The organism is Pseudoalteromonas sp. JC3, from assembly GCF_030291895.1.
GTDB lineage: Bacteria > Pseudomonadota > Gammaproteobacteria > Enterobacterales > Alteromonadaceae > Pseudoalteromonas.
This window is the reverse complement of record NZ_CP127855.1, coordinates 1,702,520-1,715,892: the sequence shown is the minus strand read 5'-3', so window position 1 is coordinate 1,715,892 and position 13,373 is coordinate 1,702,520. Positions and strand designations below refer to the sequence as shown.

At 43.4% G+C, this 13,373-nt stretch carries 9 protein-coding genes; 6 read left to right on the top strand and 3 right to left on the bottom strand.

Features of this window, described 5'->3' with window-relative positions; translation table 11 throughout:
- Nucleotides 1–4,458 carry a glutamate synthase large subunit gene (gene gltB, locus QSH61_RS07055; RefSeq protein WP_174168585.1) on the bottom strand — a complete coding sequence of 1,486 codons (4,458 nt, stop codon included), beginning with the start codon at nt 4,456–4,458 and terminating at the stop codon, nt 1–3.
- Between the two features lie 611 nt (nt 4,459–5,069).
- On the bottom strand, nt 5,070–5,414 hold the full coding sequence (locus QSH61_RS07050; protein ID WP_010375406.1) for a Grx4 family monothiol glutaredoxin: 345 nt from the start codon (nt 5,412–5,414) through the stop codon (nt 5,070–5,072).
- A gap of 386 nt (nt 5,415–5,800) precedes the next feature.
- Here QSH61_RS07050 and QSH61_RS07045 point away from each other — a divergent pair, with 386 nt between their 5' ends.
- The 4 genes from QSH61_RS07045 to QSH61_RS07030 all read left to right on the top strand — a co-directional run bounded on the left by QSH61_RS07045 (nt 5,801) and on the right by QSH61_RS07030 (nt 11,323).
- On the top strand, nt 5,801–6,382 hold the full coding sequence (locus QSH61_RS07045) for a Fe-Mn family superoxide dismutase (RefSeq protein ID WP_010375405.1): 582 nt from the start codon (nt 5,801–5,803) through the stop codon (nt 6,380–6,382).
- A gap of 185 nt (nt 6,383–6,567) precedes the next feature.
- Nucleotides 6,568–8,490, top strand: coding sequence for a PrkA family serine protein kinase (locus QSH61_RS07040; protein WP_010606431.1), 1,923 nt, complete (start codon nt 6,568–6,570; stop codon nt 8,488–8,490).
- A 25-nt stretch (nt 8,491–8,515) separates the two neighbouring features.
- Nucleotides 8,516–9,799, top strand: coding sequence for a YeaH/YhbH family protein (locus QSH61_RS07035; RefSeq protein WP_174168584.1), 1,284 nt, complete (start codon nt 8,516–8,518; stop codon nt 9,797–9,799).
- Between the two features lie 18 nt (nt 9,800–9,817).
- Nucleotides 9,818–11,323, top strand: a complete 1,506-nt coding sequence (locus tag QSH61_RS07030) for a SpoVR family protein (protein ID WP_206471602.1) — start codon at nt 9,818–9,820, stop codon at nt 11,321–11,323.
- Nucleotides 11,324–11,489: 166 nt separating this feature from the next.
- Here the strand turns inward: QSH61_RS07030 and QSH61_RS07025 are convergent, their stop codons facing one another.
- Entirely contained in the window at nt 11,490–11,849 is a 360-nt protein-coding gene (locus QSH61_RS07025; RefSeq protein WP_206471601.1) for a DUF4870 domain-containing protein, read from the bottom strand.
- A gap of 388 nt (nt 11,850–12,237) precedes the next feature.
- Between QSH61_RS07025 and QSH61_RS07020 the strand changes: the two genes are divergently transcribed.
- Nucleotides 12,238–12,897 carry a hypothetical protein gene (locus QSH61_RS07020; RefSeq protein WP_206471600.1) on the top strand — a complete coding sequence of 220 codons (660 nt, stop codon included), beginning with the start codon at nt 12,238–12,240 and terminating at the stop codon, nt 12,895–12,897.
- Nucleotides 12,879–13,364, top strand: coding sequence for a DUF2269 family protein (locus tag QSH61_RS07015; protein ID WP_174168583.1), 486 nt, complete (start codon nt 12,879–12,881; stop codon nt 13,362–13,364). Before QSH61_RS07020 ends, QSH61_RS07015 begins: the two co-directional genes overlap by 19 nt.
- Nucleotides 13,365–13,373 lie beyond the last annotated feature (9 nt).

The window sequence follows — 13,373 nt, the reverse complement described above, 5'->3', positions numbered from 1 at the left end:
CTACTGCGCCTGAATTCTTAGCTCAGCGCTACTACGCGCTCGGTGGCCAAGTAAACTGTTTAAATCGCTCGACTTTGGCTTTACCAATGTAAACATTGGCAAATACAACTCAAAGTTAGCTAAGATCTGCTCAGCTCGGGTTGAGCTCGTTAAATCTAAATGCTCTGCAATTAAACCGCGTAGATGTTCTTGGTGCGATGCCAGCGCTTTGAGGTCTACCAGCTCGACCAACTCAGGGTTGATCCGCTTATCAAAATCACTTTCTTCATCAAGTACATAGGCAAAACCGCCGGTCATGCCTGCGCCAAAGTTAACGCCAACTTGACCAAGCACACACACCACGCCTCCCGTCATGTATTCGCAGCCATTATCACCAAGCCCTTCAACAACCGCTTGTACACCCGAGTTACGCACAGCAAAGCGCTCGCCTGCTCGGCCTGCAGCAAACAACTTGCCGCCGGTCGCGCCATATAAACAGGTGTTACCGATGATAGCCGCCTGATGAGAGGCAAAGCTTGAGCCAACAGGAGGACGCACGACTAGCTTTCCACCAGCCATCCCTTTACCAACATAATCGTTAGCATCACCGACTAATGTCATTTCAAGGCCACCCGCATTCCACACCCCAAACGATTGCCCTGCTGTACCATGTAACTCAAGTGCGATTGGATCTGCTGCCATACCTTGGTTACCATGCTTGCTCGCGATATAACCAGACAGCATTGCACCGATAGAGCGATCCGTATTGGATATACGACTCACCAACGAGATACCTGTCATTTCATCGATTGCCGTCTTCGCTTTCGCTAGTAAGCTTTCGTTCAACGCACCACTGTAATGTGATGGATTAGTATGGGTGCAATACAGCGCTTCATTTGACGGATTGTTCGGCTTCGCTAGAAGCGGACTTAAGTCGAGCTTTTTCTGCTTCGCAGTATTACCTTCAATGGCTTCAAGTAAATCCGTTCTACCAATCAAATCGGTGAGTTTTGTGACTCCCAAAGCGGCCATCAGTTCACGAGCCTCTTGCGCAATAAACTTAAAGTAGTTCATCGCCATTTCCGGCAATCCGTGATAATGCTTTTGACGCAACGTATCATCTTGCGTAGCAACACCGGTTGCACAGTTATTAAGGTGACAGATCCGCAGGTACTTACAGCCAAGCGCAACCATAGGGCCGGTACCAAAACCAAAGCTCTCAGCACCCAAAATTGCTGCTTTAATAATATCTAATCCGGTCTTTAAGCCGCCATCTGTTTGCAACCTAATGCGGTGGCGTAGACCATTTTCAACCAACGCCTGTTGCGTTTCAGCAAGGCCGAGCTCCCATGGGCTACCAGCATACTTTACCGATGTCAGCGGACTCGCCCCAGTACCACCGTCATAACCGGCAATGGTAATGAGATCGGCATACGCTTTAGCAACACCAGTCGCAATCGTGCCGACACCGGGCTCTGAAACCAGCTTGACCGAGATCATCGCTTCAGGATTGACCTGTTTGAGGTCAAAAATAAGCTGAGCTAAGTCTTCGATCGAATAAATATCGTGATGCGGCGGCGGCGAAATCAAAGTAACACCAGGAACCGAATAGCGTAGCTTCGCGATATAAGGGGTGACTTTTTCACCTGGAAGCTGACCACCCTCGCCCGGCTTTGCCCCTTGCGCAACTTTGATTTGAATAACGTCAGCTGAACGCAAATAATGTGGTGTCACACCGAATCGGCCAGAAGCAACCTGCTTAATACGCGAATTCTTTTCTGTACCAAAACGTAGCTTATCCTCACCACCCTCACCAGAGTTAGAGCAACCGCCGAGGCGATTCATCGCAATTGCTAACGCCTCGTGTGCCTCTGGTGATAATGCACCGATACTCATCGCAGCTGAGTCAAAACGTTTGTAGAGCTCGGTAGCAGGCTCAACGTCATTGATGTCGATTGCTTGTTGCGCCGTATTAAGCTTAAGCATATCTCGCAGATTTGTAATTGGGCGGTTATTTACCAGCTCCGCGTATTTAACGTAGTCTTGATAGTTACCCGAACGAACAGCGGTCTGCAAAGTTTGCACGACATCTGGGTTATACGCATGGTATTCACCACCATGCACATACTTTAATAATCCACCGTGTGATAGTAGTTTACGCTTGCTAAATGCCAATTTATTGAGTTGTTGTTGCTCCAAGGCAAAGTCGTCAAAACACGCACCTTTAATACGGTTTGCAACGCCTTTGAAGCACAATTCAACCACCTCATCGGATAAACCGACGGCTTCAAACAACATCGAACAACGATAGGAAGCAATGGTGCTGATCCCCATCTTCGACATGATTTTGTATAAACCTTTGTTAATCGCGCCGCGATAAGACAAAGTCACCTCGCGGTAAGACTTTTTAATGATCTTCTTATCACACATTGCAACAAGGGTTTCGTAGGCTAGATAAGGATAAATCGCTGTTGCGCCAAAACCTAACAAAACAGCAAACTGGTGCGGATCTCTTACGCTACCTGTTTCAACCAAAATATTGGTGTCGCAACGCTGGTTGCCATCCACTAGTCGTCTTTGTACTGCCCCCACGGCCATCGCCGCAGGGATAACTTGTTTACCTGCAGCGATTTCTCGGTCACTGAGCACTAACATCACGCACCCAGAACCTGCTTTTGCAACGGCTTCATCACAAATGCGCTTGATTGCATCTTGCAATGACTCTTCAATCTCGTAAATCAATGAAATTTTACACGCACAGTAATGGTCATCATCGGCGGCTAATAGCTGCTGCATGTCAGAATAAGTCAATACTGGCGAGGCAAATTGCAAACGTTTAGCGTGACCTGTGGTTTCGTTGAAAACGTTTTGCTCACGACCAATACAAGTCGCCAGTGACATTACATGATTTTCCCGTAATGGATCGATTGGCGGGTTCGTGACCTGAGCAAACTTCTGGCGGAAGTAGTCAAATATCGAACGGTGTCCTTCAGATAGCACTGCAAATGGCGTATCGTCACCCATTGAGCCGGTTGCTTCTTGGCCGTTTTCGCCCATTACGCGGATCACTTGGTCGAGCTCTTCATTGGTATAACCAAACTGCTTCTGATAGGTCAGCAAAGTTTCGTCGTCAAGATCGCGCTTGCCAGCTGCTTTCTCATCTAGCGCTTCAAATGGCGTTAAACGCTTAACATTTTGCTCAAGCCAAGTTTTGTACGGGTGTCTGGATTTCAGGTCTTGATCGATTTCATCGGACTGCCAAATCTTGCCATGTAAGGTATCAACCACCAGTAATTCACCTGGACCCACGCGACCTTTTTCTATAACTTCATCTGGCGCGTAATCCCAAATGCCCACTTCCGAGGCAAGCGTAATAAAGCCGTCTTGCGTGATCACATAGCGGGCAGGACGAAGACCGTTACGGTCCAAATTACAGGCAGCAAAGCGTCCATCAGACATCACGATGCCAGCTGGGCCATCCCACGGCTCCATATGCATGGAGTTAAAGTCATAGAATGCGCGTAAGTCTTCATCCATGGCACGATTTTTCTGCCATGCAGGTGGCACTAACATACGCATAGCGCGGAATAAGTCCATGCCACCAGCTAAAAATAGCTCTAGCATGTTATCTAAACTAGACGAGTCAGAACCCGTTTCATTGACAAACGGTGCCGCATTTTGTAAGTCTGGTAATAACGGCGACGCGAACTTGTAAGCACGCGCTCTCGCCCACTGACGGTTACCTTCAATAGTATTGATTTCACCATTGTGAGCTAAATAGCGGAACGGTTGCGCCAACGGCCATCGAGGCTGTGTATTGGTTGAAAAGCGCTGATGGAATACACAAATCGCACTGGTCATCCGCATATCAGCAAGATCAGTATAAAAATTCGGTAGATCCGCAGGCATCATTAAGCCTTTATAGATAGTCACCAAACCGGACAAACTACAAATATAAAACTGCTCATCTTGCTCTAAACGCTTTTCGATGCGTCGTCTTGCAATATAAAGACGACGCTCTAAATCTTTAGGACGCCACCCTTCAGGCGCACCGACAAAAACCTGTTTAAACTGCGGTAATTGTGCTTTAGCAATAGGACCCAACATAGATGGATCGGTGGGTACTTCACGCCAACCTATGAGCGTCAGTGTTTCTTTTTCTAATTCTTCACTGATCACTTTCTCAGCCGCAGCTGCAAGCTCATGATCCTGATTTAAAAATAGCATACCTACCGCATAGTTTTTGCCCACATGCCAATCATTTTCAGCTGCGACGGCGCGAAAAAAACTATCCGGTTTTTGTAATAACAGTCCGCAGCCATCGCCGGTTTTGCCATCTGCAGAAATACCACCTCGGTGCTGCATGCGGTCCAAACCTGTGATTGCTGTACGGATCAGTTTGTGACTCGGCTGACCGCTTACATGCGCAATCAAGCCAAATCCACAGTTATCTTTTTCTAATTTTGAGTCGTATAACATAGACTCCTCCCCTTGCTACAACGGCCAGCCCATGACGGTACGACGAAATGCTGGCAGATATTCAAAATTAGCCTTGATTGAAAGTAGAGTCAACACAAATATGAATACATATTCATAAACTTGAATATTTCTCATTGGTAAGACAAGTTAGCCAAAACCGTAATAAATTTGCCACTTTGAAAATAGTGAATATAAATTTGTAAAATGACACCGGTATCACACCAATAAAAATGCAACAAAACACAATCAGGAATAAACGTTTACGTAAACGTAAACTTTGATAAAAATGAATAATTATTCACTTTTCAGTTTTGTAAAACTCAATATCGGAGCGCGTTCGATTACACTGTTTATATAGGTATGCAAAACAGAGCGCGTTTTTAGCTTGACGCTAACGTCAACTTAAGTTGATAAAAATAAGCGAGTAGCTCTGAGTTAGATAAGCGCGGATAGCGTTAATGAAAGTGTAGATATCTTAAATTCAATGAACTGCCGGTTTTCAACCAAACAGCAGACAAAAAGACTTGCTAAGAAAAGTAGGTAGGAAAATATTAGAAGATTTTTAGAAAATAAAGCATGGCAGAGTATCTACTCTGCCATTAGCGGTTAGCTTATTCCGCTGCTGCTTCGTCTTTCTTATATTTAGCTGCTGTTTCAGCAATAAGAGGTTGAAGCTCACCCTTTTGGAACATCTCAATGATGATGTCACAACCACCGATTAACTCACCTTCTACCCAAAGCTGAGGGAAAGTTGGCCAGTTCGCATAATGCGGTAGTTCAGCACGAATGTCTGGATTTAATAAAATGTCAACATAAGCAAACTGCTCACCACACGCCATCAAAGCCTGAGATGCCTGCGAAGAGAAACCACAGTTAGGGAGTTTTGGCGACCCTTTCATATATAGAATAATTGGATTTTCTTCGATCTGCTGTTTAATCTTGTCAATAGTTTCCATTAGTTACCTCAAAATGACGTTTCATCCAATGCTTATCAATATTTAGTTTAGCATCGGCGTTTTAGCTTGCTACTCACCTTAACAACACCTGTTGCATTCATAATGCCAAACTTTAAGCAGCGATAGAACCTTAGCTGCCATGGCTAAAATAAGCATAACCGCCTGTCACGATGTTCTACGCTTTGACTTCTATTCGGCATATGTTCACAAAGAATGTGTATTATAAGTCATTAAGTCACTGGCACGCATTGCTGTTTGCCAAAACTTGAGTAAAATAGTCAGGAATTATAGTATCACTATATAGGCCAATGGTATAGAAAAGTGGGCTGATGTTAGCTACCTTTCGTATGCGTTATTGGCAAATCAACCAAAAAATGGAGATTAATATGGCATTTGAACTACCGTCACTACCTTATGCACTAAATGCTCTTGAGCCGCACGTTTCTCAAGAGACGCTAGAATTCCACCACGGTAAGCACCACAACACATACGTTGTAAAGCTTAACGGCCTTATCGAAGGTACTGACTTTGAAGGTAAATCACTAGAAGAGATCGTATGTAGCTCTGAAGGTGGTGTTTTCAACAATGCTGCTCAAATCTGGAACCACACTTTCTACTGGCACAGCCTTGCGCCAAATGCAGGTGGCGAACCAACAGGTAAAGTTGCTGAACTAATTAATGCAAAATGGGGCTCATTCGCAGCATTCCAAGAAGCTTTCAACGACAAAGCAGTTAACAACTTTGGTTCAAGCTGGACTTGGTTAGTACAACTAGCTGACGGTTCTCTAGATATCGTTAACACTTCAAATGCAGCAACGCCGCTGACTGAAGAAGGTGTTACACCTATCATCACAGTTGACCTGTGGGAACACGCTTACTACATCGATTACCGTAATGTTCGTCCTGATTACCTTAAAGGTTTCTGGGCACTTGTTAACTGGGATTTCGCAAACAGCAACCTAGCTTAACATCAACTATCAGTATTGATGCAACAATGGGGCGCAACAGCGCCCTTTTTTATGTCTGTAACTCAACATTAATACATAAAAAATCTAGTTTTTTTTGGGTATTCTTCATATCGCGACTAAGCTTTAAGTAACCTTTCCAAATCTGTGATCCGCAAACCACACCAAGTAGCTTATTGGAGGTCGTTATGACAATATTTGAACATTATCAGGCCAGATATGAAGCCGCGCAAGAAGAAGAGTACACCATCGCGGAATTTCTTGAAATTTGTAAAAATGACAAATCAGCCTATGCCAGCGCACCTGAGCGACTTCTGATGGCAATAGGCGAACCAGAAATGATCGATACGTCGAAAGATGCCAGACTTAGCAGGCTGTTTTCGAATAGAGTAATAGCTCGATACCCTGCCTTCAATGAGTTTTACGGTATGGAGGATGCCATCGAACAAATCGTATCGTATCTCAAACATGCCGCACAGGGGCTTGAAGAGTGCAAACAAGTACTCTATTTACTCGGCCCGGTAGGTGGTGGTAAATCGTCTATCGCAGAAAAGCTCAAGTATTTGATGCAAAAGGTGCCGGTTTATTCTTTAAAAGGCTCACCCGTTAATGACCACCCGCTTTGCTTGTTTAGCCCACAAGAAGATGCTGACCTACTTGAAAAAGAGTACGGCATTCCTGGGCGCTATATTAAAACGATAATGTCTCCATGGGCGACCAAACGCTTACATGAGTACAATGGAGATATTACCCAATTTAAGGTCGTAAAACGTTACCCTTCCATTCTTGATCAAATTGCTATCGCGAAAACAGAGCCTGGGGATGAGAACAACCAAGATATCTCAGCACTGGTGGGCAAAGTAGATATCCGTAAACTGGAGCATTTCGCTCAAAATGACCCCGATGCCTATGCGTATTCTGGAGCGCTATGCCTTGCGAACCAAGGTTTGATGGAATTTGTCGAGATGTTTAAAGCACCCATTAAGGTGCTACACCCGCTACTAACTGCAACCCAAGAAGGCAACTACAATGGTACGGAGGGTATTTCCGCCCTACCATTTAGCGGCCTAATACTTGCTCACTCTAACGAATCTGAATGGCAAACCTTTAAGAACAATAAAAACAACGAGGCATTTTTAGACCGTGTTTACATCGTTAAAGTGCCTTATTGTTTACGCGTGTCTGAAGAGGTCAAAATTTACGAGAAGCTTATTGAAAATAGTGAGCTCAGGGAAGCCCCCTGTGCGCCTGGCACTTTAGAAACTTTAGCGAAGTTTTCAGCACTGTCTCGGATTAAAGAGCCAGAGAACTCCAGTATCTATTCAAAAATGCGGGTGTACGATGGTGAAAGCTTAAAAGACACAGATCCAAAAGCTAAGTCCTATCAAGAATACAGAGACTACGCTGGTGTGGACGAAGGCATGAGCGGCCTCTCAACTCGCTTTGCCTTTAAGATCCTCTCTCGTGTGTTTAACTTTGACCACAGTGAAGTCGCAGCAAACCCAGTTCATTTATTTTATGTACTTGAGCAACAAATTGAGCGCGAACAATTTAACGCAGAAGTACAAGAGCGCTACCTAAGCCACCTTAAAGGGTATCTAATTCCGCAATATGTCGAATTTATTGGTAAAGAGCTACAAACAGCTTACCTTGAGTCGTACTCTGAGTACGGCCAAAACATTTTTGACCGCTATGTTACCTATGCAGATTTTTGGATCCAAGATCAAGAATATCGTGACCCAGATACTGGCCAACTGTTTGATAGAGCCGCACTTAACGGCGAGCTGGAAAAGATTGAAAAGCCAGCCGGTATTTCCAATCCCAAAGATTTCCGTAACGAGATAGTCAACTTTGTTTTAAGAGCAAGAGCCCATCACAATGGTGACAATCCAGTATGGACCAGCTATGAAAAACTAAGAACGGTTATCGAGAAGAAAATGTTCTCTAATACCGAAGACTTACTCCCTGTGATTTCGTTTAATGCAAAAACCTCTGCCGAAGATCAGAAGAAGCACGAGGACTTTGTCAATCGTATGGTTGATAAAGGCTATACCCAAAAACAAGTTCGCCTACTTTCAGAATGGTATTTAAGAGTTAGAAAGTCACAGTAACTTGTTAGTATGAAGAGGGTGTTATATGGCGCATTTTATTGACCGCCGTCTTAACGGTAAAAATAAGAGCACTCTGAACCGCCAACGTTTTATCCGCCGCTACAAGAAGCAGATAAAGAAAGCGGTTTCAGAGGCCATCAACAAACGTAGTGTGACTGATATCTCCAGTGGCGAAAGCATTTCTATCCCACAACGAGATATCAGCGAGCCCACTTTCCATCAGGGAAAAGGGGGTGACAGAGAGCTCATTCACCCAGGTAACGATCAATTTTCAACGGGCGATCGGATCCAACGCCCTCCTTCTGGGCAAGGTGGTGGGTCAGGTGATGGCGAGGCAAGTAACCAAGGCGAAGGACAAGACGACTTTGTATTTTCTATTTCAAAAGACGAATACTTAGACCTATTGTTTGAAGACTTGGAGTTACCCAACTTACAACAAAGCCAGTTAGATAAATTAATGCAATTGAAAACGCATCGAGCTGGCTTTTGTAATGATGGTATGCCTAGTAACCTAGATATTGTACGTAGTTTAAAAGGCTCAATGGCACGCCGCATTGCGATGACCTCGAGTAAACGCCGAGAGTTAAGGGAGTTGGAGGAAGAACTGGCGAGTATGCTTGCTGAACCGGTTCCTCCTCAACAAAAAATCAATGATATAGAACTGCGGATCCAAGTGCTAAAAGAGCAAATAGCCGCGGTGCCTTTCATCGACAATTACGACCTACGCTTTCGTAATTACGAAAGGCGTCCGCACCCCACCAGCAAAGCGGTCATGTTTTGCTTGATGGATGTGTCTGGCTCAATGGATCAAGCCACCAAAGACATGGCAAAACGTTTTTATATTTTGCTCTATCAGTTCTTAACCCGCACTTATAAAGATATTGAGGTAGTCTATATCCGCCACCATACCCAAGCAAAAGAAGTAGACGAGCAAGAGTTTTTCTACTCGCAAGAGACAGGTGGCACAATTGTCTCTAGTGCACTGAAATTAATGGATGAAATCATTCAAGAGCGTTATGCCCAAGGCGATTGGAATATTTACGCAGCACAAGCCTCTGACGGTGATAACTGGGCAGATGATTCTCCACAATGCACCCAAATACTCTCTAACAAACTACTTAAAATTGTCCGCTACTATGCGTATATAGAGATAACGACCCGTGCACACCAAAGTCTGTGGCGGGAGTATCAAGGAGTAGCCAACTCATTTGACAACTTTGCTATGCAGCACATTCGAGGTGTAGAAGATATTTACCCTATCTTTAGAGAATTGTTCAAGAAGAACAAAAATAAGCAAAGTGCGGCATAATTTTTGGAGGGTTGCGCGATGACATATCAGCCAATTGACGATGGTCCAGATTGGACCTTTGATTTACTTGATACTTATCATCAGGAAATTGCTCGTGTAGCCGAGCATTACAGACTTGATACTTACCCAAATCAAATTGAGGTGATCACAGCTGAGCAGATGATGGATGCCTACTCAAGTGTGGGCATGCCAATTGGTTATGCACATTGGTCGTACGGTAAAAAATTTATCCAGACTGAGCAAACCTACAAACGAGGTCAAATGGGTCTTGCCTACGAGATTGTGATTAACTCTAATCCTTGTATTGCGTACTTAATGGAAGAAAATACCATGCCTATGCAGGCACTGGTGATGGCGCATGCGTGCTATGGTCATAATTCTTTCTTCAAGGGTAACTATCTATTTAAAACCTGGACGGACGCATCATCCATCATTGATTACTTGGTATTCGCTAAAAATTATGTCGCCAAGTGTGAAGAAAAGTACGGTATTGATGAGGTAGAAAACCTGATTGACTCTTGTCATGCATTAATGAATTACGGTGTTGATCGGTATAAAAGGCCGCAACGGATCTCTATGTTTGAAGAGCAAAAACGGCAAAAAGAACGGGAAGATTATTTGCAGTCCCAAGTTAATGAATTATGGCGAACCATTCCTAAAGGTGAAGATGAAGAAACAGACAACCGTGCCCGTTTCCCATCAGAACCCCAGGAAAATATACTGTATTTCATCGAGAAAAATGCCCCATTGTTGGAGTCTTGGCAACGCGAGATTATTCGTATTGTGCGTAAAGTATCACAGTACTTCTACCCGCAAAGACAAACTCAAGTCATGAATGAAGGCTGGGCTACATTTTGGCATTACACTATTTTGAACCATTTATATGACGAGGGAAAACTAAGTGATTCCTTTATGTTGGAGTTTTTGCAAAGCCATACCAATGTTGTGTATCAACCGCCATACAATAGTAAATTTTATTCTGGGATAAACCCCTATGCGCTCGGCTTTAATATGATGGTCGATATTCGCCGTATATGCGAAAACCCAACGGAAGAAGACAAACAGTGGTTCCCGGAATTTGCGGGGAGCAACTGGCTGGATACACTGCATTTTGCGATGCAAAATTTTAAAGACGAGAGCTTTATCAGCCAATTTTTATCTCCAAAGCTCATGCGCGACTTTAAGCTTTTTACGATTGTCGATAAACAAAAATCTCCGCATTTGGAAGTTGGCCCTATTCACGACGAAATGGGTTATCAACAACTTCGCAGTGCCCTTTCAGCGCAGTACAACCTCAGTAACCATGAGCCTAATATTCAAGTTTATGACGTCGATGTACGGGGAGATCGCTCACTTACGCTGAGGTATGTCCCGCAAGGCGGGATCCCACTTGCCGCTTCTAAACAAGAAGTGATAAAGCACCTCTATCGCTTATGGGGATTTAAAGTGAGACTTGAGCAAGTAGATGAAAATGGCAATATCGAGCAGATAGCTCAATGCCCTGAAGAGGAAAGTGAATCGTAACTCTGTTAGTTTGACTTAGGAGACGGCAAACAGGTTGTATTTGCCGTGACTCCTTTCTAATGCTTAGACACTTTAGCTTCAACTACTCTACAGTGAGGTGTGTTATTAAATTCTAGACAGCACGTAAACACTTCCAACTGCAGAGCTTCGCTATTCAAAGTGCCGGTTACTTAAAAAAATTGAAGCTAAGTGGATAAATCCATACTTCCCCATTATTGGCTTTCATCGCGGCAATGATGGCAAATATAATATTAAGAATAGCTAACACAACGAACCCTAAAATACCAACCGCGACAAAAACTAAAATACCGCAAATTATGGAATAGATGATTAAGCTAATTAACCAGTTAATAGTGGCTTTTCCGTGTTGGTCGATTGTTTCGTTTTTATCCTTATTGGTTGCCCACATAACCACCGGTAATACAAGCCCTAGTCCCGGAGCAACAAAGCTCGCCAGTTGGCTCAAATGTAATAACATACAGTATGTATTTAGCGGCATCCCCCAGTATTCATCATTATCGTTCATTTTTCATTCCCTTTTATTGTTGTAAGTGATTACGCATTTCAAGCAAGTGTTTCATATTGACTGAAGTCTATGGAATTCTTCCTAATGAGTTAAAATCATTTAAGGAACTACTATTCACCTGCCTCATCTTAAAATAAATGGCTAAAGACCTCTAATTGAGAACTCAACTCCCCACTCCTCCATTAAAGCTAGATAAGCCATGATTTACAAGTCTTTTGATATCAAGAGCATGAGCGTAGACATAACAACTCTGGTTAACCGCTATAGTTTAAAGACAAGGTTTATTCAATTTTCACCAAGTAAATAGTGTCTACTCAGACTAAGGCTTTACCAATTTTGGGTATAGATTTAAGATGAACCAAAGGACTCTAATCCAGACATAAAACCAATGGATCAATACAAAACCAAATTTGTTGTTGTTTATCTAATTGCTGCAATAATTACTGCGGCATGCCTATTAATGCATGGACCGATGCGTCCTGGCTTGCCTCTTGATAACACGGTAATAATGCGTATGGAGTTTATTGCTGAAAACTTAGTATTGTGGCAGTGGTCTTGGATAGCTTGGATGTTCTCTGCACTAGGTCTTTTAGTATTTAGTGTTATTTTAGCAGGTGAGCTCAAAGCAGACTTTAGAAAGCATGTTGGCCTGCTATTAGTCGCCTTGGGTGTGGCCCCAGATCTAATTGCTGAAGTAATTTATGCCTTTGTTTTACCAAAAGTAGTTCATTTAGCCATGGGAGAATCTGTATTTTTACTGTTTGAGCATATTGCAACCCATCTAACCGGTTACTTAGGTAATGGCCTTTATAATTTAGGAGGGCTTACGTTAACCTGTCTAGCCATTAAGCAAGGTATATTTAAAACATGGGTATCAGTGTGGGGGATCACCGCTTGGATTTTAGGCTTATTGCTGTCTGTATCTATCGCTGCTGGTCAACTTAAAGCTGCTGAGATATTTACTGCATCAAGCATGACTCTTAGTACACTTTGGATGATTATCTTTGCACATCAAGTTTTGAGGCCTAGATGGAATACGCAATCTTAAAATTAGTGCACATAGGTGCCTTGATTTTTTGGCTCGGCCCAGCTCTTGGTGCTTGGCTTGTATTAAAAGCAATAGAAAATGAAAATATAGGACCGGTGACCGCGAAGGTGGATCATGTGTTCTTTCTCATGGTCACACTGGAACATGTAGCATTTATTGTCCTCTTATTAACAGGCTTTTCTATGGCTTTTTTAGCTGGATGGTTTACATCTCCATGGCTCCAGCAAAAGCTACTTGTGGTCGGTCTCGTGATTATCCCGTTAGAGATTGTGGATATTTTCTTGGGAAATTGGTTAGCAGCAAAGGCATCTAAAAGAGTCCACTTGGGCATTGCAAGCGCTCAGCAACGGCGTTGGTTAGCGCTCTACCACGGCCCTTTTACTAAACTTGCACTCTTAACCATACCGGTTTCAGTCGTTATCGTGATGTATTTAGCGGTGAGTAAGATGCCACTTTTATCACTTTAATTCGCGGAA

Coding starts and splice junctions, on each gene's coding strand:
- QSH61_RS07025 (WP_206471601.1), bottom strand. CDS start 11,849: ATGAACGATAATGATGAATACTGGGGGATGCCGCTAAATACATACTGT.
- QSH61_RS07040 (WP_010606431.1), top strand. CDS start 6,568: ATGACAATATTTGAACATTATCAGGCCAGATATGAAGCCGCGCAAGAA.
- QSH61_RS07045 (WP_010375405.1), top strand. CDS start 5,801: ATGGCATTTGAACTACCGTCACTACCTTATGCACTAAATGCTCTTGAG.
- QSH61_RS07015 (WP_174168583.1), top strand. CDS start 12,879: ATGGAATACGCAATCTTAAAATTAGTGCACATAGGTGCCTTGATTTTT.
- QSH61_RS07030 (WP_206471602.1), top strand. CDS start 9,818: ATGACATATCAGCCAATTGACGATGGTCCAGATTGGACCTTTGATTTA.
- gltB (WP_174168585.1), bottom strand. CDS start 4,458: ATGTTATACGACTCAAAATTAGAAAAAGATAACTGTGGATTTGGCTTG.
- QSH61_RS07050 (WP_010375406.1), bottom strand. CDS start 5,414: ATGGAAACTATTGACAAGATTAAACAGCAGATCGAAGAAAATCCAATT.
- QSH61_RS07020 (WP_206471600.1), top strand. CDS start 12,238: ATGGATCAATACAAAACCAAATTTGTTGTTGTTTATCTAATTGCTGCA.
- QSH61_RS07035 (WP_174168584.1), top strand. CDS start 8,516: ATGGCGCATTTTATTGACCGCCGTCTTAACGGTAAAAATAAGAGCACT.